We start from the raw sequence: 21,049 nt of genomic DNA, 5'->3' as shown, positions 1-21,049 counted from the left end.
GCGTCCGACCGAGCGCGCGAAGATGTGTGGCTTGGGGCCGTGTCAGGTCGGTCGATGAGATCCGGCCATCCGGCACCTCATGGTCTCGACGGCACGCCAACCTGGAGCGGCCGCCGGGGGCGACGCTGCGCTTCTGGAATGCTCACAAGAAGCATGCCACCCGGCGCGAGACGTCCGGTTGAGCGGCATCCGGCAACATGGCCCCGCCACTGCGTCATCGTCTTCCTCGTCGGAAGACAGTCGCTCGCACGGGATCCGGCGGACGGACGCGTATCCGGAACGTCAATTTTGACATTCTGGGCTTAGAGCCGCCCCGCGGGCGCGCAGATGCCGCCAATATGCGCAAGCGCGTCGCCGACCTGCAGTCTCTTTGACCTTCCCGTCTTTCGGGCGGCAGCCGACAATCGACCCGTCGTTCACAGGGGCTTCGAGGTCGATGACGCATCTCACGCGGCGAAGCTTCGTCGGCACGGCGGCGCTGCTCGCGGCCCCGGCCATCATCCGCCCGGCCTTCGCAGCCGACACCGTCAAGCTCGGCTGCCTGTTCTCGTCGTCGGGCACGATGGCCAATCTCGAGGGCCGGCTGAACTATGTGGTCCGCATGGCCGCCGACGAAATCAACGGGCGCGGCGGCGTCAACGGCCGCCAGATCGAGGTCATGACCTCCGATCCCGCCTCCGACTGGCCGCTCTACGCCCAGGTCGGCCGCCAGATGCTGCAACAGGAGAAGGTCGCGGCCCTGTTCGGCTGCTGGACCTCCGTGTCGCGCAAGTCGGTGCTGCCGGTGGTCGAGCAGAATGACGGGCTGCTGTTCTACCCGCTGCACTTCGAGGGCGACGAGAACTCCAAGAACGTCGTCTACGTAAACTCGCCGCCCGCGAGTTCCGTGCTGCCGGCGGTCGATTACCTGATGGGTCCCGACGGGGTTGGGGCGAAGCGGTTCTTCATGATCGGCTCGGACTACGTCTGGCCGCGCACGATCAACAAGCAGCTCAAGGGATACTGGAAGAGCAAGGGCATCCCCGAGACCGCATGGCGCGAGGAATACGTGCCGTTCGGCTTCTCGAACTTCCAGACGCTGGTGAATCAGGTCCGGAGCTTCGCCAGCCAGCCGGGCGGCCAGGCGATCGTGGTGCTCACCGTCGTGGGCTCCTCGATCCCCGACTTCCTGCGCGAGTTCGCCAACCAGGGCATCAGCGCCACCGACGTGCCGATCCTCGGGCTCGACATGGTGGAGGCCGATCTCGAAGGGCTCGATACGGCCAAGCTCGTCGGCCACCTGAACTGCTGGGCCTATCTCCAGGCCGCCAAGGGTGAGCGGAATCAGAAGTTTCTTGCCGACTGGGCCGCCTACGTGAAGGCCAAGAACGTCCCGTTCAGCGCCGACACGGTGATCGACCCGATGGTCTCGGCCTATGACAGCGTCAACCTCTGGGCGCTCGCCGCCGCCAAGGCCGGCTCCTTCGCGGTGCCGGAGGTGCGCAAGGCCTTCGCGGGCCTGAGCTTCGACGACCCGTCCGGCTACACGCTGACCATGACGGGGGAGAACACTTACGTCTCCCGCGGCGTGTTCATCGGCTCGGTCAACGAGAAGCGCGGCTTCGACGTGCTCTGGCAATCCCCGAATGCGCCTACGCCGGTCCCGTTCAGCCCCTATGGCTGATCCGCTCCGCGCGCTCCTGGCCCTCCTCTGCTGTCTGGCGCTGCTGACGGTCCCGGCCGCCGCCGCGCCCCTCGACCGGGCGCGCTTCGCGGCGGATCTGTGCGGGGACGGCGCCGCGCAGGTCCGCGGGGCCGAGGGGCTCGTGCAGGCCGGCGGGGATCTGCCGGCCGACGACCTCGCCTTCGCGGGTGGGCTCCTCGGCGCGCTGGCCGAGCGCCGCCTGTCCTGCCCGGCGGACGGCGCCCTCCTGCTGGACCGCCCCGACGCACCCGAGGGTCATGACGCGTTCACCGGCGCGGTGCGGCCGGCCGCGGCGGCGCGCGCGCCGATCCTCGGCCTGCGCCAGCGCGCCGCCGTCGAGACCGCGCGCGGCACCGTCGCCCTGCTGACCGGCCCGGATCCGGCCGCCCGCGCCGCCGGGCTGGCGGTGGTGGAGCGCCGCATCGCCACCGTCCCGGCGGCTGTGCTCGACCGGGCGCGGGACGCGGAGACGGATGCCGGGCTGAAAGCGACGATCACCGGCCTCGCCCAGGCGGCCGCCCTGTCGTCGCCCGATCCGGCCCGGCGCCGGGCGGCCATCGCGGCCGTGGCGGTCAGTCCATCGGGGGCCGCGCAGGCGCGGCTCGCGGCCCTCAAGAATGATCCCGCCTACGCCGCCGACCCGGCCTTCCGGACGGCGCTGGATACCGGGCTCGCCACAGTCTCCCGGGCGGTGGCGATCGGGGACGGGCTCGCGGTCGTCTATAACGGCCTGAGCTTCGCCAGCATCCTGTTCATGGCGGCGGCCGGGCTCGCGATCATCTTCGGGTTGATGGGCGTGATCAACCTCGCCCAGGGCGAATTCATCATGCTCGGCGCCTACGCCACCTACGGCGTGCAGGAGGCCTTCCGCCGCCTCGCCCCCGGCCTGCTCGACCTGTACCTGCTCGCTGCCATCCCGGTCGCCTTCGGGGCGGTCGCCCTGGTGGGCATAGGGGTCGAGGCGCTGATCCTGCGCCACCTCTACCGGCGGCCGCTGATGAGCCTGCTGGCCACCTGGGCGGTGAGCCTGTTTCTGGTGAACCTCGTGCGCGTGACGGTCGGCACCCAGAACCTGCAATTCGTCATGCCGGCCTATGTCAGCGGCGGCGTTCCCCTCTACGCCGACTTCGTGATGACCTGGAACCGCCTGTTCGCCATCGCCTTCGCGGCGGCGACCCTCGTGCTGACGCTCCTGATCCTGCGCCGCACCCCGCTCGGGCTCGACATCCGTGCCGTCACCCAGAACCGCGACATGGCGGCCTGCCTCGGCCTGCCGACCCGCCGGATCGACCGCCTCGCCTTCGGGCTGGGCTCGGGCCTGGCCGGGCTCGCCGGGGTGGCGCTGTGCCCGATCTACAGCGTCAATCCCGGCATGGGCTCGGGCTTCATCGTCGACAGCTTCATGGTGGTGGTGCTGGGCGGCGTCGGCAGCCTCATCGGGACCTTGGTGGCGGCCCTCGGGGTCGGCGGCGCCAACGTGCTGATCGAGCCGATCTCGGGGGCCGTCGCAGCCAAGGTGATCGTGCTGGTCGGCATCATCCTGTTCCTGCAGCGCCGGCCCGAGGGGCTGTTCGCGGTGCGGCGGCGGCGATGAGCGGCGCCGTGCAGACCGCCCTGGCCGCCCCCGCCGGACCGGCCCGCCGTGCCGTGCGCGATCCCCTGGTCGCTGGGCTCGTCGGGCTCTGCCTCGCCGCCGCGGCGGGCCTCCTCGTGGCGCCGCCAGCGCCGTATCTCGTCAATGCGCTCGGCCAGCTCGCCGCCTTCGCCATCCTCGCCGTGTCCCTTGATCTGGTCTGGGGCTATCTCGGCATCCTCAGCCTGGGACACGGGCTGTTCTTCGCGATCGGCGGCTATGTCTGCGCCATGCACCTGCTGGCCCACGGCGTCGCCGTCACCGGCGTGCTGCCGGACTTCGTGCAATTCATGGGCTGGAAGAGCCTGCCGGCCTACTGGGTCGGCCTCGACCACGCGCCGTACGCCCTCGTCCTCGCGCTGGCGCTCGCCGGCCTCGTCGCCTTCGTGTTCGGGCTCGCCTCGTTCCGCTCGCGGGTGAACGGCGTCTACTTTTCGATCATCAGCCAAGCGCTTGTCTACGTCGCGATGCTGCTGATGTACCGCAACGACACCGGGCTCGGCGGCAACAACGGCATGACCGGCTTCCCGCTGCTGTTCGGCTGGCCGATGGGCTCCCCCGGCGTGGTCACAGGCCTTGCCGTCGCCGCCCTCCTGACGCTGGCGGCAATTCTTGCCGGCACGCGGCTCCTCGTCGGCACCGCGATCGGGCGGCGGATGCTCGCCTGCCGCGACGACGAGACCCGCCTGCGCACGCTCGGCTACAGCACCACCCGGCTGAAGCTCGGGATTTGGTGCCTCTCGGCGATGATCGCGGCGCTCGCCGGCATCCTCTACGTGCCGCAGGTCGGCATCATCAACCCGCGGGTGCTGGCGCCCGATCTCTCCATCGAGATCGCCGTCTGGGTGGCGATCGGGGGGCTCGGGCGCCTCGGCGGGGCGGTGATCGGCGCGATCCTGGTCAACGGCCTGAAGTTCTGGCTCAGCGCCGCGATGCCGGAGGCGTGGCCGTTCATCCTGTCCGGGCTGGTGCTGCTCGTGGTGCTGGTCCTGCCGAACGGGCTCCTCGACCTCGTGGGCTGGCGCCCGCGCCCGACCTGGCTGAGGGGCGCCCGATGACCGCCCTCGTGGTCGATGCCCTCACCGTCGCCTTCGGACGCTTCACGGCGCTGGATGCCGTCTCGCTCGCGGTCGATCCCGGCGAGGTGCGGGCGGTGATCGGCCCGAACGGTGCCGGCAAGACCACGCTGCTCGATGTTATCTCAGGGATCACCAAGCCAGTCTCCGGCCGGGTGATGCTCGGCGACCGGATTGACCTCACCAAGCGCTCCGAGGTCGAGATCGCCCGGGCCGGCGTGCGGCGCAAGTTCCAGAAGCCCAGCGTCTTCCCGGCGCTCACCGTGCGGGAAAACCTAGAGATCGGCTGCGGGCCGCCCCTACCGGCGCGGGACCGCCCCGACCGCATCGCCTCCGTGCTCGGCGAGATCGGCCTCGGCCCCCGGGCGGAGGTGCCGGCCGGCCGCCTCGCCCACGGCGAGAAGCAGTGGCTGGAGATCGGCATGGTGCTGGCCGCCGAGCCGGCGCTGCTCCTCCTCGATGAGCCCGTGGCCGGGCTCTCCGACGCCGAGACCGCCGAGACCGCCGCGCTGATCCGGAGCCTGCGCCGGCCCGACCGGGCGATCCTGGTGATCGAGCACGACATGGGCTTCGTCGAGGCCATCGCCGACCGGGTGACGGTGCTGCACGAGGGCCGCACGCTCTACGAGGGCAGCATGGCGGGCGCCCGGGCCGAGCCCCGCGTGATCGAGGTGTTCCTCGGCCGATGATGAACCCATCTCCGCCCGCACGGCTCGCCGTCGAGGGGCTCGACCAGCATTACGGCAGCGCGCAGGTGCTGCGCGGGATCGCCCTCGCGGTCGAGCCGGGGGCCTGCCTCGCCGTGCTCGGCCGCAACGGCGCCGGCAAGACGACGCTGCTGCGCTGCCTCACCGGCCTGATCCCGGAAAGCCGCGGCCGGATCGCCCTCGACGGGACCGAGCTGACACGCCTGTCCTCCGACCGGCGCGCCCGCTCCGGGCTCGCCTACGTGCCGCAGGGCCGCGAGATCTTTTCGGATCTGACGGTCGCCGAGAATCTGCGTGTCGCGGCCCGGGCGCACGGGCTGGAGCGGACCGAGGCGGTCGACGAGGCCGTCGCCCTGTTCCCCGCGCTCCGGGGCCTTTGGCACCGGCCGGGGGGCAACCTCTCGGGCGGCCAGCAGCAGCAGCTCGCCATCGCCCGGGCGCTCGCCACCCGGCCCCGTGCCATCCTGCTCGACGAGCCGACCGAGGGCATCCAGCCTTCGATCGTCGCCGCGATCGAGGCGGTGATCGCCGGGCTGAAGGGGCGGATCACCGTGCTGCTCGTGGAGCAGTATCTCGATTTCGCTCTCCGGATCGCCGATTCCGTGGTGGTGCTGTCCCGCGGCAGCGTCGTCGAGCGCGGCGATCCCGGGGCACTGAGCCACGAAGCCCTGACCCGTCACATCGCCGTCTGACATCCGCAAAAGGAGCCGCCGTGCCGAGCCACCATGAGATCCCCGCCACGCCCGAGACGATGGTGCTCGGCTATTTCGATGCCGCTCTGCCGCCGGTCCTGACCGTCGCGTCTGGCGATACCGTCACCCTGCACTCGCACCCGGCGGGCGGCCGCGAGTCGCTCCACCCCGACCCCGCCCGGGTGCCGGCCGGCCTGCTCCACGCCCTCGACACCCTGGAGCGCGGTCCCGGCCCGCATTTCGTCACCGGCCCGGTCCACGTGGAGGGCGCCGAGCCCGGCGACATGCTGCAGATCGATATCCTCGACCTGAAGTTCCGCCTCGACTGGGGCTTCGTGGCGATCCTGCCGCTGCTCGGCACCCTGCCGGACGAGTTCACCGAGTACGAGACGATCCACGCCGACATCGACACCACCCGGGGCGTCTGCCGCCTGCCCTGGGGCACGGAGCTGCCCCTCGATCCGTTCTTCGGCATCCTGGGCACCGCCCCACCCGCCACCTGGGGCCGCGTCGGTACGCCGGTGCCCCGGGCCTTCGGCGGCAACATGGACAACAAGGAGATGCGCGTCGGCACGACCCTCTACCTGCCGGTGTTCAACCCCGGCGGCGGCTTCTACGCGGGCGACGGCCACGGCGTGCAGGGCGACGGCGAGGTCTGCATCACCGCCCTGGAGACCGGGCTGACCGGCACCTTTCGGCTCACCGTGCGCAAGGACATCCCGGGCGCGTGGCCCTTCGCCGAGACCCCCACCGACCTGATGTCGATCGGCCTGCACGAGAGCCTCGACGAGGCGATGCGCCAGGCCGTGCGCGAGATGGTGCGCCTCGTCTGCGCGCGCACCGGCCTCACCCGCAACCAGGCCTACATGCTGTGCTCGCTCGCCGGGAACCTGCGCATCACCCAGACCGTGGACGGCAACAAGGGCGTGCACATGCTCTTGCCGAAATCGGCCCTCGCATCGGCGTCGGCCAAATCGGTCTGAGGTATGGGACACCCGGTTGATATGCGGTCGCACCGCGTCGAACTCGGTGCCTCAGTTCGCGCTTCGTCCGAAGGCGAACCGGCCGACACAGGCGTCGGCGCCGCGATGGCGCGGTGCAGGATGCACGCCTGCATGCCCGGTCTGGATCGGCCGCGTACGCTCTGCCCGTACGGGTTGTACGAGCAGGGCAGCCCGGAGCCGCTGAACCTCCGCACGGAGACCGGCATTCTCCCGCTCGACGCGATCGAGCTGGGCCACACCGGCGGGCTTCAGTCCGCCGAGCCGTCGCCGCCAGCGATAGAAGGTGCCGAGCGAGACATGGGCGCTCGCGCAGATCGCGGCGATCGGTATACCCCGCGCGGCCTCGTCCAGCAGGAAGGCGATCTCCTCGTCCGTATGCAGGGATCGACGCATGCAGGGTCTCCCGGTTCGGCGGCCTCGGGGGCACTTTTCGGCCGATGGGTGAGCAAGAAGCGGACCGGCCGCGACGGGCCAACCGCGACACTTTCGTGCTGCACTGCCCGCGATCCGAGCTGGCGGCCGCCAATTCGCATAACAGGCGCTCGGTTCTGCGGTCTCCGTGCGCCTGGATTTGCGAGCGCTTGTTGCGGGGGTGTGAATCAGCGCTGCGACCGAATCAAAGTGGATTTTTGGCATCGCCAAACTGACTATGCCGCGGCACGGCTGGCCACGTAGCCGCACCAGCCCCCGAACCGCGTGATGTCGGCGGCCCCGGTGACGCCCGCCGCCTCCACCAAAAAGCCCTTCGGCGCGGTCCCGTCGGCGAGCCGCAGGGTGCTGATCCCGTGGGGGGCGGGATCGCGGCACCGAAGGCCCCGAAGGCGGCTGGCGGCTGGCGGCAGGGCCCAGACCTCCGTCTCGATCGCACCCCCTTCGTCGGCCGCCACCCGGAGGAGGGAGGGACGATGCGGCGGTCCGCCGGGCAGGGCGTAGAAACGGTACTCCGGTCGGGTGGCCGCCGTCCGCAGTTACCGGGCGCCGTGCGAGGCGAGTTCGCGGTTCAGCGGCAGACCCGACAGGTGCGCCCAGGGCAGCGAGGAGCTCGTCGGACCTGCGCGGTGCGAGCAGGGTCAGCCCGGAGGGGAAGCCGTCGACGCGGGGGGAGGCCGCCCCGGGACCGCGAGGGCGCACCGGTCGAGCAGGTTGACGAAGTTGGTGTAGGTGCCGAGCTCGCTGTTCGGGCCGATCGGGTCGCAGCAGCGAAATTCGCCGATCAGCTTGTGGTCCGGCTCAACCGGGACGCGGTCTGACGCGGCTGGCATTCGGATGCCGGCCTGGTCACCGCCCGGCGCGTCCGGGCATGGATGCCGGTCGCAACCGGTGCCCGTGATCCTGCGCTGCTCGACGCGCGAGGATGACGGAGACGGGGCCGGTCAGGGCGCGCCCGCTTCGGCCGTGTCGAGGAAGGCCCGCACGGTGTGGCGAAGAAAGGCGGCGTCGGCTGGGTTGGTCGATGGGTTGCCGGCGCGATGGCCCCAGATGCTCGGGATCGGCTGCAGGACGGCATCGCGCAGGTGCGGCAGTTCGGCGGTGTTGTCGGCGACGCGGAAGTAGAGGTCCGTCTCGCCCGGCATCAGCAGCAGCCGGGCCGTGATCGCGTTGAGCGCCCGGATGAGGTCGCCGCCGGTGCGCGGATCGCGGCTGATGTCGCCCGCCTCCCAGGTGCAGAGCTGCGCGTAGAGATCGGCCGCGGGGCGGCGGGCGAAGCGCTCCTCCCAGTCGGTGCGCAGGAAGCTGTCGAGGTCCGGGGCGCCGAGCGCGGTGCGGTGGAGGTCCGCCCGGTAGAAGTCCTGGCTGAGCGCCCAGCCCGCATAGATGCGCCCGAAGGCCCGGAGGGCGGCGGCCGGCTCGGCCGAGAAGCGGCCCGCGCCGCAATGCTCCGGCGCCGCCTCCAGCACTGCCATGAGACCCTTCAGGAACACGCGGTTGTGGGTGGCGGTGCGGGCGCTGCCACAATTGATCACAGCGCGTTCCACGTGATTGGGGAACAGGGCTGCCCAGTGATAGGCCTGCTGCGCCCCCATGGACCAGCCGTACACGGCGTGCAGGCGCTCGATCCCCCACACCTCGGCGAGCAGACGGCGCTGCGCGTGGACGTTGTCCCAGGCGGTGACGAGGCCGGGCCAGACCGGTGTGTTCGATGGGCTCGACGACAGGCCGTTGCCGAACATGTCGGGGATGACGATGAACCAGCGACTGGGATCCAGCACCCCATCGGGGCCGATCAGCCATTCGAGGTCCGAATGCTGGGCCCCGTAGCTGGTCGGGTAGAGCACGACATTGTCGCGCCCGGGCGACAGGGTGCCGTGCGTCTTCCAGCGCAGCTGCGCGCCCGGCAGCACCGCCCCCGACTGAAGCGTCAGGTCGCCGAGTTCGAAGATTCCGGTGGTCGTCGCCCAGCCGCTCACGGGCGCAGCGTCCGCACGAAGCCGACATGCCAGCGGGCGTAGCCCCGCTGCAGCACGCCGAGACGCGCACGCATCGCGGTATGGGCGTCCGGGAGCCGGTGGAACGGGATCGACGGGTAGAGATGGTGCTCGGTGTGGAAGGGCATGTTCCACATGAGGAGCCGCATGAGGCCGTTGGTCAAGGTCGTGCGCGTGTTGGTCAGGCCGTTGTCGTCCATCGTGCAGAGCGTGTGCTCGGTGAGGAGGTAGAGCCGAAGGAACGGTTGCCCGAGGAGCTGCGGCCCGATCCAGAAGATCAGGGGCGCCCACCAGCCGACCAGAACCACGGCAAGGGCTGCCCCGGCGAGCAGGACTGCACACATCGACCGGATCGAGCGGATGATGCGGGGCGCGGCGCGATCGGTGATGAACGGGTAGGCAGAGAGATCGCCGCGCAGGCCGGCTGAGGCCACCTGCAGGCGGGTTCGCCAGTAGGGTAGCGCCAGCACGCGCCAGACATAGGCGTCCAGGGTGGAGGGCGGCATCAGCGCGAGTTCCGGATCCCGCTCGGGATCCTGGGTGTGGCGATGGTGGGCGAGATGGAAGGCCGTGTAGAAGTGCCAGTTCAGCAGCGACGGGCAGGCCGCCAGCCAGCCGACGACCGCATTGGCCCTGCGCGAGCGGAACGCGGTCAGGTGGACGGTTTCGTGGATGGGCGCGAACAGGGCCGATTGCGCGATCCCCAGCAGCAGCATGGCGGGCAGCAGCGTCCAGGGGCCCGACCGCCAGACCAGCCAGCCGGCCCCGGCCAGCATCAGCAGATGCGTGAGGAGGCGGACGGCACCGCGCCCGTCCGAACGCTGCGACAGCGCCTTCACTTCGGCACCTGTGAGGACACGTCCGCCTGCGGAGGCCATGCGTTTCCCTGGACCGTTTGAGCGCCTTGGAGATGCATGGGCTTTGCAGCATCCATGCCGGTGTCTCGGATCAGGCCCCAGGCGCGTGCGATCGGCTTGGCGTCCTGCTTGGTATCCCGTTTGCCTAGCGGGGCCGGGCAAAGGGTGAATGCGACAATGAGACGATTCTGGTTTTCCGGCCTGCTCGCGGCCGCGGCGCTGCTTGCGCCGATCTCCGGCCGCGCGGAAACGACGGTGAAGGCGGTGCTGGAGGCCGAGATCGTCACCCTCGACCCCTACTTCACCACGGCCTACATCACGCGGACCTTCGGCTACATGGTCTACGACACGCTGTTCGCGCCGGACGCGACGGGCGTGTTCCGGCCGCAGATGGTCGACACGTGGTCGGTATCGGATGATCGGCTGACCTGGCGCTTCACCCTGCGCGACGGGCTGCGCTTCCACGACGGCGCGCCGGTCCGGGCCGCCGACTGCGTCGCCTCGCTGAAGCGCTGGGCGGCCCGCAGCGCGCTGGGTGGCCGGCTCATGGACGTGACCGCCGGCCTCGAGGCCGTGGACGACCGGACTGTCGTGCTGACGCTGCGGGAGCCCTACGGTCTCGTCCTCGACACGCTCGGCACGACGTCGAGCCCCACGCCCTTCATCATGCCGGCCCGGCTCGCCGCGACGCCCCCCACGACGCAGCTCACGGTGGTCGTGGGATCCGGTCCGTTCATCTACGACCGCGCCGCGCACATCCCCGGCGACCACATGCTGCTGCGCCGGAACCCCGATTACCGGCCGCGTCCCGAGCCGGCCGACTTCCTGGCCGGCGGCAAGGTCGTGAAGGTCGACGCCCTCGACATCCGCGTCATCCCCGATGGGGCGACGGCGACGGGCGCCCTCGGCGCGGGCGAGATCGACTACATGCAGTACGCGCCCTTCGACCTGATCGGTCAGATCGAGGCCAACACGAGCTTGGCGGTGATGAACTTCACCGGCCCGCACAGGTTCACGGGCCACTATCGCATCAACACGGCGTCCAAGCCCTTCGACGACCCGGCGATCCGGCGCGTCCTGCTGCGGCTCGTCGATCAGCGCGAGGTTCTGGACGGGTTCGGCCTCGAGCCGCGCTTCTCGCAGACCTGCAACGCCTTCTTCATCTGCGGCTCGCCCTACGAGACGCATGTCGGGACGGACCTCCTGCACGACCCCTCGGTGGCGGCGGCCCGGGCTGCCCTGAAGGCGACCGCCTACAAGGGCGAGCCGGTGACCGTGATGGTGGCCAACGATCTCGAGGCGGCGCGCGTGTCCTCGACCATCCTGGCCGACCGGCTGAAGCAGGCCGGCTTCACCGTGGACCTGCAGGTCATGGATTGGGCAGCCCTGCTCGCCCGGCGCACCAAGAAGGTCGGCTGGAGCCTCTTCGGCATCCATGCGCTGGGCCTCGATCTGAGCTCGCCGCTGACGAATTCCGCGATCAACTTCAACTGCAAGGACGCGGCGAGTTCCGGGTTCATGTGCGACCCGCGCATGGTCGCCCTGTTCGACCGCTTCGCCCGCGAGCCTGATCTGGACAAACGGCGCGCCATCGCGGGCGAGATCCAGACCATCGTGTACGGCGAGGGGCTGGTCGCCCCCTTCGGCCAGTTCGCGCAGCCCGCGGCCTACCGGACCGCGCTCACCGGTCTGATCCCCTCCGCCATCCCACTCTTCTGGAACGTCGCGAAGCCATGAGTGCAGCCCCGTACGATGTCATCGTGGTCGGCGCCGGCTCCGCCGGGGCGGCTCTGGCGGCCCGCCTCTCGGAGGATCCGCGCCGCCGGGTGCTCCTGCTGGAGGCCGGACGCGACTGGCGCTCCACGGATGCGCCACCGGCGCTGCGCTCGGCCAACATCATCCCGTTCATGTATGACCTGGCCCATCAGGCGGACTGGCAGTGGCCGGGGCTGATGAGCCGGCGGACCCGTGTGCAGGAGCCCCACTTCTACTGGCGCGGTCGCGCGCTCGGCGGCAGTTCAACGGTCAACGCGCAGATCGCGATCCGCGGCGTGCCCGCGGCCTTCGACGCCTGGGCGGCGCAGGGCTGTACCGGCTGGTCGGCCGCGGATGTGCTGCCCCTGTTCGACCGGATCGAGGACGATGCCGATTTCGGCGCGGAGGGCGGTGCCCGGCGCGGCGGTCCGCTGCCTGTCTACCGCGCGAAGCCGGAGGCCTGGGGCGCGGTGGATCTGGGGCTTCGCGCGGCCGCCCTCGCGGCCGGCCACCCTTGGAAGGCGGACCTCAACGCGCCCACGGGCGAGGGCGTCTCGTGCAACCCGATCAACAGCCGCGACGGCCACCGGGTCACCACCAATGACGGCTACCTGGAACCGGCGCGCGACCGGCCGAATCTCGCGATCCGCGGCGAGGCCCTGGTCGACCGTGTTCTGTTCGAGGGGCGACGGGCCATCGGCCTGCGCGTGCGCTTCGGTGCGGAGCCCTGGACCGAGATCCAGGGCCGCGAAATCGTGCTCTGCGCCGGCGCCGTCCACAGCCCGGCCATCCTGATGCGTTCCGGGATCGGCCCGGCCGAGCCGCTGCACGCCCTCGGCATCCCCGTCCGGCAGGCGCACGAGGCGGTCGGCCGCAACTTCATGGACCATCCGATCCTGCGGGCGACCATCGATCTGAAGCCGCAACACCGGGCCCTCGGTCCGGATGCGCGCCACACCAATTGCTGCGTCACCTATTCGAGCGGCCTCGCGGGCGGCGGGGAGCGCGACATGATCTTCGTCGCCTACAATCATCGGACCCTGACCGGGCCGGAGCCGACGCCGCAGGGCGCGATCGGCGTCGGCCTCTACGACGTGTTCTCGCGCGGGACTCTGCACCTCACCGCGGCCGATCCGGAGGCCAACCCGGTCATCGACGAGAACATGCTCGATGACCCGCGCGATCGCCTTCGAATGCGCGACGCGGTGCGCCGCCTCGCGGGCCTCGCGGCGCATCCGGCCCTGGCCGATCTCGCCACGGCGATCCGGTTCGGCGAGAGGCCGCTTTCGATCGGCGACGCCGCGCGCCTCCCGGACGAGGACCTCGATGCCCTGATGCTCGCCGAGGCCGGCGACATCCAACACGCCGCCGGCACGTGCCGGATGACCGGCTGGCAGGACGCGTCCGGGGTCGTCGATCCCGATCTCAAGGTCCGAGGACTCGATGGGCTGCGGGTCTGCGACGCCTCGATCATGCCGAGCGATTGCCGGGCCAACCTGCACTTCACCTGCGTGATGATCGGCGAGAACCTTGCGCGGCGGATGCGTGAGGAGCGGACGTGATCGTGTCGAACGCGTCGCGGTGGCGTATCCCCGGTTCTTAGGCATGCGCCTGTCTCGCATTCTGGTGCGTGCCGCCTGATCGCCGCGACCCTGTCGTGATGGCGGTGTGCCGGGCCCCCCACTGGTCAGGGGAATTGGCACTCATGATGCCCGTATCGGGCGAAGTCGGCACGATGATGTGCTTGATCTTTCGGCGCAAGCGGTTGGTTGTGCGAAATATTACCCTCAATCATGCGGGGTAATGGATCCGTCTCCATCGCCTCTATATGGCACGCGTGTTGCGAACGGGCTGGACGCTTCAGGAGTCCTCTGGCTTGTCCCGCACGTTCGACGCGACTGATCTCTCCCGCCGCACGGTTCTAGCGCTTCCTCTCGGCCTCGCAGCGGCCGCGAGCGGCGCGCGCGCCGCCGAGCCGAAGCGCGGGGGCACGATGGTGATGATCGTTCATCCCGAGCCCTCGACCCTGGCCCATTACGCAGTTTCGGCGGGCAACATCCCGCCGATCGCCACGCAGGTCTACGAGGGGTTGTGCACCTACGATTGGGACCAGAACCCGCAGCCGAACCTCGCGAAATCGTGGGAGATCGCGCCCGACGGCAAGACCATCACGTTTAAGCTTCAGGAGGGCGTGACCTTCCACAACGGTAAGCCGTTCACCAGTGCCGACGTGCAGTATTCTTTTCTGGAAATCCTGAAGAAATACAATCCGATTGCACCGGTTATGCTCGCGGAGCTGGTCGCCGTCGACACGCCGGACCCCATGACCGCCATCCTGCGGCTCGCCAATCCGGCCCCCTACCTTATGAAGGCGCTCTCCGGGCGGGACCTGCCGATCCTGTGCCGCTCGGTCTTCGAGGGCACGGACGTCCTCCAGAACCCGAGCGCCAACAAGCCGATTGGGACCGGTCCGTTCAAGTTCGCGAGCTGGGAGCGGGGCCAGTCTGTGCGCCTGGACCGCAACGAGACCTACTGGAAGCCCGGCCTGCCGTATCTCAATCGGATCATCGCCCGGTTCATCCCGGACGCGGCCACGCGCTCGGCCGCCATGGAGGCGGGGGAGGCGCATTTCGCCGGGTACAGCGCGGTGAACTACGCCGACCTCGCGCGGATGAAGACCAACCCGATCCTCGATCTGACGACCAAGGGTTACGAGATGACGCCGGCCCAGAGCGTCCTGGAGCTGAACGGCCGTCACCCGCATCTCCAGAAAAAGGAAGTGCGCCAGGCGATCGCCTACGCCATCGACCGCAAGGTCATCCTCAAGGACGTGATGTTCGGCTATGGCCTGCCCGCCACCGGCCCGCTCAGCCGCAAGTTCAAGACCGCCGGCCTCTACACCGATGACGTGCGCCAGTACGACGTGCCGGACCGGCTGGACATCGCCAACACGCTGCTCGACAAGGCCGGCGCCCCGCGCGGCGCGGACGGGACCCGCTTCGCCCTGCACCTGGAGGTGAATTCCTTCGGCGAGCAGTGGCTGCGGCAGGCCGAGTACCTGAAGCAGGCCCTCGCCGTCGTCGGCATCGCCGTGACGCTCCGCTCGGAGGACACCGCCACCTGGCTGCGGCGTGTCTACACCAACTACGACTACGACCTAAACGAGCCGTTCCTCAGCCAGGGCGTCGACCCGGTCTACGGGCTGAACAAGCAGTTCCTCACCAGCCAGATCCGCAAGGGCGTGACCTTCGTCAACGACACCTTCTATTCGAACCCCGAGGTCGATCGGATGCTCGGCGAGGGCGCGCGCGAGCCGGACCCGGAGAAGCGCGCCGCGCTCTACAAGACGGTCCAGCAAGTCCTGGCGGAGGACAGCCCGATGATCTGGCTCATCGACGTCCAATACGTCAGCGTCTTCAACCGGCGCCTCAAGGATCACACGACCGGCCCCCTCGGAACCCAGCAAGCCTTCGAGCGGGCCTGGATGGACAAGTAGTCCCGTGCGGCTCGCGCGTTTCCTCGGTTACCGGCTGCTGCTGGCGATCCCGGTGGTGCTCGGCATCGTCGTGCTCAACTTCTTCCTGATCCACCTCGCCCCCGGCGACGCGGCCTCCGTGCTGGCGGGCGAGAGCGGGGCGGCGAGCCCCGAATACATGGAGCAGCTGCGCCACAAGTTCGGCCTCGACCAGCCGCTCGCCACGCAGTTCGGCGTCTACCTGCTGAACATGCTCCACCTCGATCTCGGCTACTCGTTCCGCAACGACAGCCCAGTCGGGAGCCTGATCGTCGACCGGCTCGGGCCCACCGGGCTGCTGATGCTGACCGCCTTCGCAGCCGCGTTGCTGATCGGCACGCTGCTGGGCCTCGTGGCGGCGACCGGGCGCAATGCCTGGCGCGACGCGATCATCTCCCTCGTCAGCCTCGTGGCCTACGCGACCCCGGGCTTCTGGCTCGGGCTGATGATGATCGTGGTCTTCGCCATCCGGCTCGGCTGGCTGCCGACCAGCGGCTACGACACGGTCGGCGCCGACAACGAGGGCTGGGACGAGGTCTGGGATGTCGGCCGCCACCTCGTCATGCCGGCGGTCGCGCTCGCGCTGTTCTACCTCGCGGTCTACGCCCGGGTGATGCGCGCCTCCGTGCTGGAGCAGGTCGGCATGGACTACGTCACCACCGCCCGGGCCAAGGGCCAGACCGAGGCCCGGGTGATGACCGGGCACGTCCTGCGCAACGCACTGCTGCCGGTGGTCACCATGGCGGGCGTGCAGGCCGGCAACCTGATCGGCGGCTCAATCGTGGTCGAGACGGTGTTCGGCTGGCCGGGGGTCGGCACGCTGGCCTTCAACGCGCTCCAGTCGCGCGACCTGAACCTGCTCCTCGGCATCTTCTTCGTCTCGGCCTGCCTTGTGGTCGTGATCAATCTCGCGATCGACCTCGTCTATGTCTGCCTCGATCCGCGGATGGAGCTGTAGCGATGCGCACGGCCCTGGCGCGGTTCGCGCGCAACCGCCTCGCGCTCGCGGGGGCGGTGGTTCTCCTCGGGCTGGTCGTCCTCGTGGCGCTCACCCCGCTGCTCTATCCGGGCGATCCGTTCGCGCTCGTCGGCCCCGCCCTCCAGCCGCCGGGCGGTCCGTTCCCACTCGGCACCGACACGCTGGGCCGGGACGTGGCCGCCGAGATCGCGTACGGCGCCCGCACCTCCCTGATCATCGGCCTCAGCGCCACCGGGGCCGCGATCCTGCTCGGGACCCTGATCGGGGGGCTCGCCGGCTACTATCGGGGCGGCGTCGAGGTCGCGCTGATGCGGCTCACGGAGTTCTTCCAGACGATCCCCGCCTTCGTGCTCGCGATCCTGATCGTGGCGATCCTGTCGCCGTCGCTGTTCAGCGAAGTCGTCGCCATCGTGGCCGTCTCCTGGCCGGGCATCGCCCGGCTCGTCCGGGGCGAGTTCGTGGCGCTCGGCGGCCGCGAGTTCGTACTGGCCTGCGACGGCCTGGGGGCAGGCGACGCGCGCATCGTCTTCCGCCACATGCTGCCGAACTGCACCGCGGCGATCATCGCGGTCGGCACGCTCCTGATCGGCACGGCGATCCTGATCGAGGCGGGGCTCGCCTTCCTGGGCCTCGGCGATCCCAACGTGATGAGCTGGGGCCTGATCATCAGCTCGGGCCGCGCGGTCCTCCGATCGGCGTGGTGGATCTGCACCTTCCCCGGACTGGCGATCCTGCTGACCGTCCTCGCCATCAACCTCGTCGGGGACGGCCTGAACGAGGTCCTGAATCCGAGGCTCCGAGAGCGATGAGCGACGCCGTCCTCGAGATCGAGACGCTGACGATCACGCTGCCGCCCGGCGCGGACCGTCCGAATGCCGTCACCGATCTGAATCTCGTCCTGCGGCCCGGTGCGGTCACCTGCCTGATCGGCGAGAGCGGATCGGGCAAGTCGATGGTGGCGCGCGCCATTCTGGGGCTGCTCCCGGGGCCGCGCGTGCGCGTCTCGGGCGGGCGCATCCAGTTCGAGGGCGCGGATCTCGCCGCGATCACCCCGCGTCAGATGCGCAAGGTCCGGGGTGCCCGCATCGCGATGATCTTCCAGGAGCCGATGACGGCCCTGAACCCGCTCCACACGATCGGGCGGCAGATCGACGAGGTCCTGCGCATCCACACCACGCTCGGGCGCGCCGACCGCCGGGCGCGCATCCTCGCGCTCCTTGAGAGCGTCCACCTGCCGGACCAGGCCCAGCTCCTGCGCTCCTATCCGCATCAGCTCTCGGGCGGCCAGCGCCAGCGGGCGATGATCGCCATGGCGCTGGCGCTGAATCCGCGGCTGCTCATCGCCGACGAGCCGACCACGGCGCTCGACGTCACCACGCAGGCGCAGATCCTCTCCCTGATCCACGACCTGCAGCGCGAGCACGGCACGAGCGTCCTGTTCATCACGCACGATTTCGGCGTCGTGGCCGACATCGCCGACACGGTCGCGGTCTTGCAGAAGGGCGTCCTGGTCGAGCAGGGACCGGCGGCCTCGGTGCTCGGCGCGCCGAAGCATCCCTACACGCGCGCGCTCATCGCCGCCGTGCCGAAGCTCGTGCCGCCGCCGCGCCGGGCCGCCAGCACAGCACCCCTGGTGGTGGAGGCCAAGCGGGTCGAGAAGACCTACGGGGCCCGCGGCCTGTTCGGGGGCCGCGTCACCCGGGCCCTCGACGGCGTGGACGTTTCGCTGCGGCGGGGCGAGACCCTGGGCCTCGTCGGCGAGAGCGGCTCGGGCAAGAGCACGCTGGCGCGGGCGCTCACCCGGCTGATGCCGGTCGATGGCGGCGAGATCCTGCTGGCCGGGCACAGCGTCGCCGACCTGAGCCGCCGCCAGATGCGTCCGCATCGCCGGCGCGTGCAGATGGTGTTCCAGGATCCCTACGGCTCCCTCGATCCGCGCCAGCGCGTGGTCGACATCGTCGCCGAGGGGCCGATCATCCACGGCACCGAACCGGGGATCGCGCGGGTCCAGGCCTGCGAGATGCTGGCGCTGGTCGGCCTCGATCCCGCGGCGGCGCAGCGCTTCCCGCACGAGTTCAGCGGCGGCCAGCGCCAGCGGATCGGCATCGCCCGGGCGCTCGCCATGAAGCCCCAGATTCTGGTGGCCGACGAGCCGGTCTCGGCCCTGGACGTCTCGGTGCAGGCGCAGGTCCTGGCGCTGCTCGCCGACATCAAGGCGCGGCTGCACCTTAGCATGCTGTTCGTGACCCACGATCTCCGGGTCGCGCTGCAGGTCTGCGACCGGATCGCGGTGATGCGGTCCGGTCAGGTGGTCGAGGTCGCGCCGACGTCGGAGATCTTCTTCGCGCCGAAGCATCCCTACACCCGGGCTCTGTTCGCCGCCGTGCCCGGTGCCCAATGGCAGGAACCGATCCCCGCATGACAGCCGAACAGCTCCTCTCGACGGACCCGTTCCTCCCTGGGCCGCGCGTACGCGTCGCCGGATCCGCCACGGGGCCGCTCGCCGGCCTTGCCTTCGCGGTCAAGGACCTGATCGATGTCGCCGATACCCCCACGGGGGGCGGAAACCCGGACTGGCCGCGCGTCTATCCGACGCCGGCCCGCCATGCCGGCGTGGTTCAGAGGCTGCTCGATGCGGGCGCCTCCATCGTCGGCAAGACCGTGACCGACGAGGTCTCCCTAGGGATCCTCGGCGAGAACGCCCATGACGGCACGCCGCTCAATCCCGCGGCGCCCGATCGGGTACCCGGCGGCTCGTCCAGCGGCTCGGCCTCCGCGGTGGCCTCGGGCGCCTGCGATTTCGCCCTGGGAACCGATACCGGCGGCTCCGTGCGCGTGCCGGCGAGCTTCTGCGGCCTCTACGGCATCCGGCCGACGCACGGCCGCATCGACTTCTCGGGGATCTGCGTCCAGGCACCTGGTTCGGATACCTGCGGCTGGTTCACCCGGGACGCGGTGACCTTCGCGCGGGTCGGCGAAGTCCTGTTCGGTCAGGCGATGCCGGACTGCCTGCCGCGCACGCTCCTTGTGGCCGCCGATGCGCTCGGCTTCGCCGACGCGGCAGTCCAGGAGGCGCTGGCCCCGCAGATCGACCGCTTGGCCACCCTGATCGGCAATCGCCGCGACGTGACGCTGGCGCCGCAGGGCCTGTCCGTCTGGCAGCGGGCGCAGCGCGTGCTTCAAAGCAGCGAGGCCTGGCTGACCTTCGAGCCCTGGCTCGATGCCTGCAATCCACGCATGGCCTTCTCGGTCGCCCGCTCGCTGATCCAGGGCTCGATGATGACCGATGCCGAACGCAGCGCCGCGAGCCTGATGCGGATCGAGGCCAGGGCGCGTCTCGCGCGACTCCTGCCGCCCGGCACGATCCTGTGCCTCCCGACCACGCCGTTTCCGGCGCCCCTGCGCGGGCTGCCGCTCGGCGCGCTGCATCCCCTGCGCGAGCGTATCGCCTGCCTGACGAGCCACGGCGGCCTGACCGGCGCCCCGCAGGTCAATATCCCGGGTGCCCGCGTCGATGGCGCTCCGGTCGGCCTGTCGATCATCGGCGCGCGCGGGGCCGACCTCGACCTGATCCGCACCGCGGTCGCCCTGGAGGGTTGAATGGACGTGACGGTGAACCGCCCGGAGATCGTGGCCGAGATCGCGGCTTTGTTCGAGCGCTACGAGCAGGCGCTCGTCGAGAAGGATGTCGCCGTCCTCGACGCGACCTTCTGGGACAGCCCGCACACGATCCGCTACGCGCTGGCCGAGAATTGCTACGGCTTCGCCGAGATCCACGCCGCCCGCGTCGCTGCCGATCCGCCGCCGGGCGGGACCAAGGAGGCGCGGATCCGGCTGGAGATTCTGACCCTCGGAAGCGACTTCGCCACCGTCAATCTGGAGTTCAAGCCGCGCGGCAAGCCCGGCATCGGGCGTCAGAGCCAGACCTGGATGCGCTTGCCCGGTCTCGGATGGAAGGTGGTGTCCGCCCACGTATCCACCCTACCGATCGGGACGTGATGCAGGATCGCCGGGTGCGGAGGACCGGACACATCTAGGTTCGGTCCTCCGCGGCTCGTCTCTGCCGCCAGCCAGTCGATGATCGTGTGAGCAGGACACAGGGGTCCGTCTCTGGAAGATTGCGTCGACGAGCTGAACGGCTAAGGCGTTTTGGCAGGAGGCCGTCCGCTTTTGCGGCAGTCCCGCTCCAAAGCGGCTATTCCGCTTCCGGCCAGCTTCAGTCGCGTTGGCGGGCACTTCAGAATAGCTGGGTTGGGTGCCTTCCCGCCATTCTGCTTTCGGGCAGTGATCGATGGAAGCGGACATCGCCTACGCGCCCGCTCACGACCCTTTGCAGAAGCTGGGAACGTCCCCTTGCTGGCCGCTCAGTAGGGCAAGGATTAACGACCGGCACGGGTGGTTTAGGGACCTCCGTTGAAGGGAGGCTTGCGGCCTCAGCGTCGGGCCAAGGCGCGTTAAAGCCGAGCGATCGTATCCTTCGTGCTAGCCCTGCCATGGCCGAAGCAGACCGCCTGTGGTGCGCGAGAGGCCAGCTTGCGCTGGCTATCCCGCCCCTCCGCCTCGTCCTCAAAGCCTACCGGATCGTCGAGGCCGAGGTTGTTCATGAACACGTCCCCGGCGATGAGCAGCCGCTGTCCTTGCCACATAAATCCAACCTGACCCGCGCAATGGCCAGGGAGGTGAACGGCCCGCAGCCCACCTGCGAGCGGCCGCGTCTCCCCA

The 21,049-nt window shown here is 70.0% G+C and carries 18 protein-coding genes and 1 pseudogene; 15 read left to right on the top strand and 4 right to left on the bottom strand.

The genetic code is table 11. From position 1 onward, the window contains the following. Positions 1-436 precede the first annotated feature (436 nt). The 6 genes from MKL09_RS13850 to MKL09_RS13825 are packed head-to-tail and all read left to right on the top strand — an operon-like array spanning position 437 to position 6,775. On the top strand, positions 437-1,663 hold the full coding sequence (locus MKL09_RS13850; protein WP_243950963.1) for a transporter substrate-binding protein: 1,227 nt from the start codon (positions 437-439) through the stop codon (positions 1,661-1,663). Further along, a complete protein-coding gene (gene urtB, locus MKL09_RS13845; protein ID WP_244020884.1) occupies positions 1,656-3,278 on the top strand; it encodes an urea ABC transporter permease subunit UrtB in 1,623 nt (540 codons plus the stop codon). The genes MKL09_RS13850 and urtB overlap by 8 nt, the downstream gene beginning before the upstream one ends. Further along, the gene (urtC, locus tag MKL09_RS13840) at positions 3,275-4,375 is read left to right on the top strand and encodes an urea ABC transporter permease subunit UrtC (protein WP_244020882.1); all 1,101 of its coding nucleotides are present in this window, start codon (positions 3,275-3,277) and stop codon (positions 4,373-4,375) included. Before urtB ends, urtC begins: the two co-directional genes overlap by 4 nt. Continuing rightward, complete coding sequence (locus MKL09_RS13835) at positions 4,372-5,082, top strand: ATP-binding cassette domain-containing protein (protein ID WP_244020880.1); 711 nt, start codon at positions 4,372-4,374, stop codon at positions 5,080-5,082. Before urtC ends, MKL09_RS13835 begins: the two co-directional genes overlap by 4 nt. Further along, positions 5,079-5,792: an urea ABC transporter ATP-binding subunit UrtE gene (gene urtE / locus MKL09_RS13830; protein ID WP_244020879.1), complete on the top strand. Its 714-nt coding sequence runs from the start codon at positions 5,079-5,081 to the stop codon at positions 5,790-5,792. The genes MKL09_RS13835 and urtE overlap by 4 nt, the downstream gene beginning before the upstream one ends. A 20-nt stretch (positions 5,793-5,812) precedes the next feature. Further along, entirely contained in the window at positions 5,813-6,775 is a 963-nt protein-coding gene (locus MKL09_RS13825; protein ID WP_244020878.1) for an acetamidase/formamidase family protein, read from the top strand. A gap of 51 nt (positions 6,776-6,826) precedes the next feature. Here MKL09_RS13825 and MKL09_RS13820 read toward each other — a convergent pair whose 3' ends face one another. The 4 genes and pseudogenes from MKL09_RS13820 to MKL09_RS13805 all read right to left on the bottom strand — a co-directional run bounded on the left by MKL09_RS13820 (position 6,827) and on the right by MKL09_RS13805 (position 10,100). Next, a complete protein-coding gene (locus MKL09_RS13820; protein ID WP_244020877.1) occupies positions 6,827-7,189 on the bottom strand; it encodes a transposase in 363 nt (120 codons plus the stop codon). 254 nt (positions 7,190-7,443) lie between these two features. Further along, positions 7,444-8,037 (bottom strand): annotated as a pseudogene (locus tag MKL09_RS13815) (allophanate hydrolase); the annotation flags it as partial. A 132-nt stretch (positions 8,038-8,169) separates the two neighbouring features. Next, positions 8,170-9,204 carry an alpha/beta fold hydrolase gene (locus tag MKL09_RS13810; protein ID WP_244020876.1) on the bottom strand — a complete coding sequence of 345 codons (1,035 nt, stop codon included), beginning with the start codon at positions 9,202-9,204 and terminating at the stop codon, positions 8,170-8,172. Beyond that, complete coding sequence (locus MKL09_RS13805; RefSeq protein ID WP_243950944.1) at positions 9,201-10,100, bottom strand: fatty acid desaturase; 900 nt, start codon at positions 10,098-10,100, stop codon at positions 9,201-9,203. Before MKL09_RS13805 ends, MKL09_RS13810 begins: the two co-directional genes overlap by 4 nt. Positions 10,101-10,256: 156 nt before the next feature. Here MKL09_RS13805 and MKL09_RS13800 point away from each other — a divergent pair, with 156 nt between their 5' ends. From MKL09_RS13800 to MKL09_RS13760, 9 genes are all read left to right on the top strand, one after another. Then, complete coding sequence (locus tag MKL09_RS13800) at positions 10,257-11,816, top strand: ABC transporter substrate-binding protein (protein ID WP_244020875.1); 1,560 nt, start codon at positions 10,257-10,259, stop codon at positions 11,814-11,816. Next, positions 11,813-13,396 carry a GMC family oxidoreductase gene (locus MKL09_RS13795; protein ID WP_243950939.1) on the top strand — a complete coding sequence of 528 codons (1,584 nt, stop codon included), beginning with the start codon at positions 11,813-11,815 and terminating at the stop codon, positions 13,394-13,396. The genes MKL09_RS13800 and MKL09_RS13795 overlap by 4 nt, the downstream gene beginning before the upstream one ends. A 314-nt stretch (positions 13,397-13,710) precedes the next feature. Continuing rightward, entirely contained in the window at positions 13,711-15,330 is a 1,620-nt protein-coding gene (locus MKL09_RS13790) for an ABC transporter substrate-binding protein (protein WP_243950938.1), read from the top strand. A 4-nt stretch (positions 15,331-15,334) separates the two neighbouring features. Further along, positions 15,335-16,306 (top strand): ABC transporter permease, encoded by a 972-nt coding sequence (locus MKL09_RS13785; RefSeq protein ID WP_244020872.1) that lies wholly within the window; start codon positions 15,335-15,337, stop codon positions 16,304-16,306. Between the two features lie 2 nt (positions 16,307-16,308). Beyond that, entirely contained in the window at positions 16,309-17,136 is an 828-nt protein-coding gene (locus MKL09_RS13780) for an ABC transporter permease (protein ID WP_243950934.1), read from the top strand. Beyond that, complete coding sequence (locus tag MKL09_RS13775; RefSeq protein ID WP_244020871.1) at positions 17,133-18,749, top strand: ABC transporter ATP-binding protein; 1,617 nt, start codon at positions 17,133-17,135, stop codon at positions 18,747-18,749. The genes MKL09_RS13780 and MKL09_RS13775 overlap by 4 nt, the downstream gene beginning before the upstream one ends. Further along, positions 18,746-19,927 (top strand): amidase, encoded by a 1,182-nt coding sequence (locus MKL09_RS13770; RefSeq protein WP_244020870.1) that lies wholly within the window; start codon positions 18,746-18,748, stop codon positions 19,925-19,927. The genes MKL09_RS13775 and MKL09_RS13770 overlap by 4 nt, the downstream gene beginning before the upstream one ends. Next, the gene (hpxZ, locus tag MKL09_RS13765) at positions 19,928-20,326 is read left to right on the top strand and encodes an oxalurate catabolism protein HpxZ (protein WP_243950927.1); all 399 of its coding nucleotides are present in this window, start codon (positions 19,928-19,930) and stop codon (positions 20,324-20,326) included. 494 nt (positions 20,327-20,820) lie between these two features. Continuing rightward, positions 20,821-21,049: hypothetical protein (locus MKL09_RS13760; protein ID WP_244020869.1), on the top strand; the 229-nt coding region annotated here is incomplete at its 3' end.

The organism is Methylobacterium sp. J-048, from assembly GCF_022829515.1.
Classification (GTDB): Bacteria; Pseudomonadota; Alphaproteobacteria; order Rhizobiales; family Beijerinckiaceae; genus Methylobacterium.
This window is presented reverse-complemented; position numbering and strand designations above follow the sequence as displayed.

Coding starts and splice junctions, on each gene's coding strand:
- hpxZ (WP_243950927.1), top strand. CDS start 19,928: ATGGACGTGACGGTGAACCGCCCGGAGATCGTGGCCGAGATCGCGGCT.
- urtB (WP_244020884.1), top strand. CDS start 1,656: ATGGCTGATCCGCTCCGCGCGCTCCTGGCCCTCCTCTGCTGTCTGGCG.
- urtE (WP_244020879.1), top strand. CDS start 5,079: ATGATGAACCCATCTCCGCCCGCACGGCTCGCCGTCGAGGGGCTCGAC.
- MKL09_RS13795 (WP_243950939.1), top strand. CDS start 11,813: ATGAGTGCAGCCCCGTACGATGTCATCGTGGTCGGCGCCGGCTCCGCC.
- urtC (WP_244020882.1), top strand. CDS start 3,275: ATGAGCGGCGCCGTGCAGACCGCCCTGGCCGCCCCCGCCGGACCGGCC.
- MKL09_RS13820 (WP_244020877.1), bottom strand. CDS start 7,189: ATGCGTCGATCCCTGCATACGGACGAGGAGATCGCCTTCCTGCTGGAC.
- MKL09_RS13780 (WP_243950934.1), top strand. CDS start 16,309: ATGCGCACGGCCCTGGCGCGGTTCGCGCGCAACCGCCTCGCGCTCGCG.
- MKL09_RS13770 (WP_244020870.1), top strand. CDS start 18,746: ATGACAGCCGAACAGCTCCTCTCGACGGACCCGTTCCTCCCTGGGCCG.
- MKL09_RS13835 (WP_244020880.1), top strand. CDS start 4,372: ATGACCGCCCTCGTGGTCGATGCCCTCACCGTCGCCTTCGGACGCTTC.
- MKL09_RS13850 (WP_243950963.1), top strand. CDS start 437: ATGACGCATCTCACGCGGCGAAGCTTCGTCGGCACGGCGGCGCTGCTC.
- MKL09_RS13800 (WP_244020875.1), top strand. CDS start 10,257: ATGAGACGATTCTGGTTTTCCGGCCTGCTCGCGGCCGCGGCGCTGCTT.
- MKL09_RS13775 (WP_244020871.1), top strand. CDS start 17,133: ATGAGCGACGCCGTCCTCGAGATCGAGACGCTGACGATCACGCTGCCG.
- MKL09_RS13805 (WP_243950944.1), bottom strand. CDS start 10,100: ATGGCCTCCGCAGGCGGACGTGTCCTCACAGGTGCCGAAGTGAAGGCG.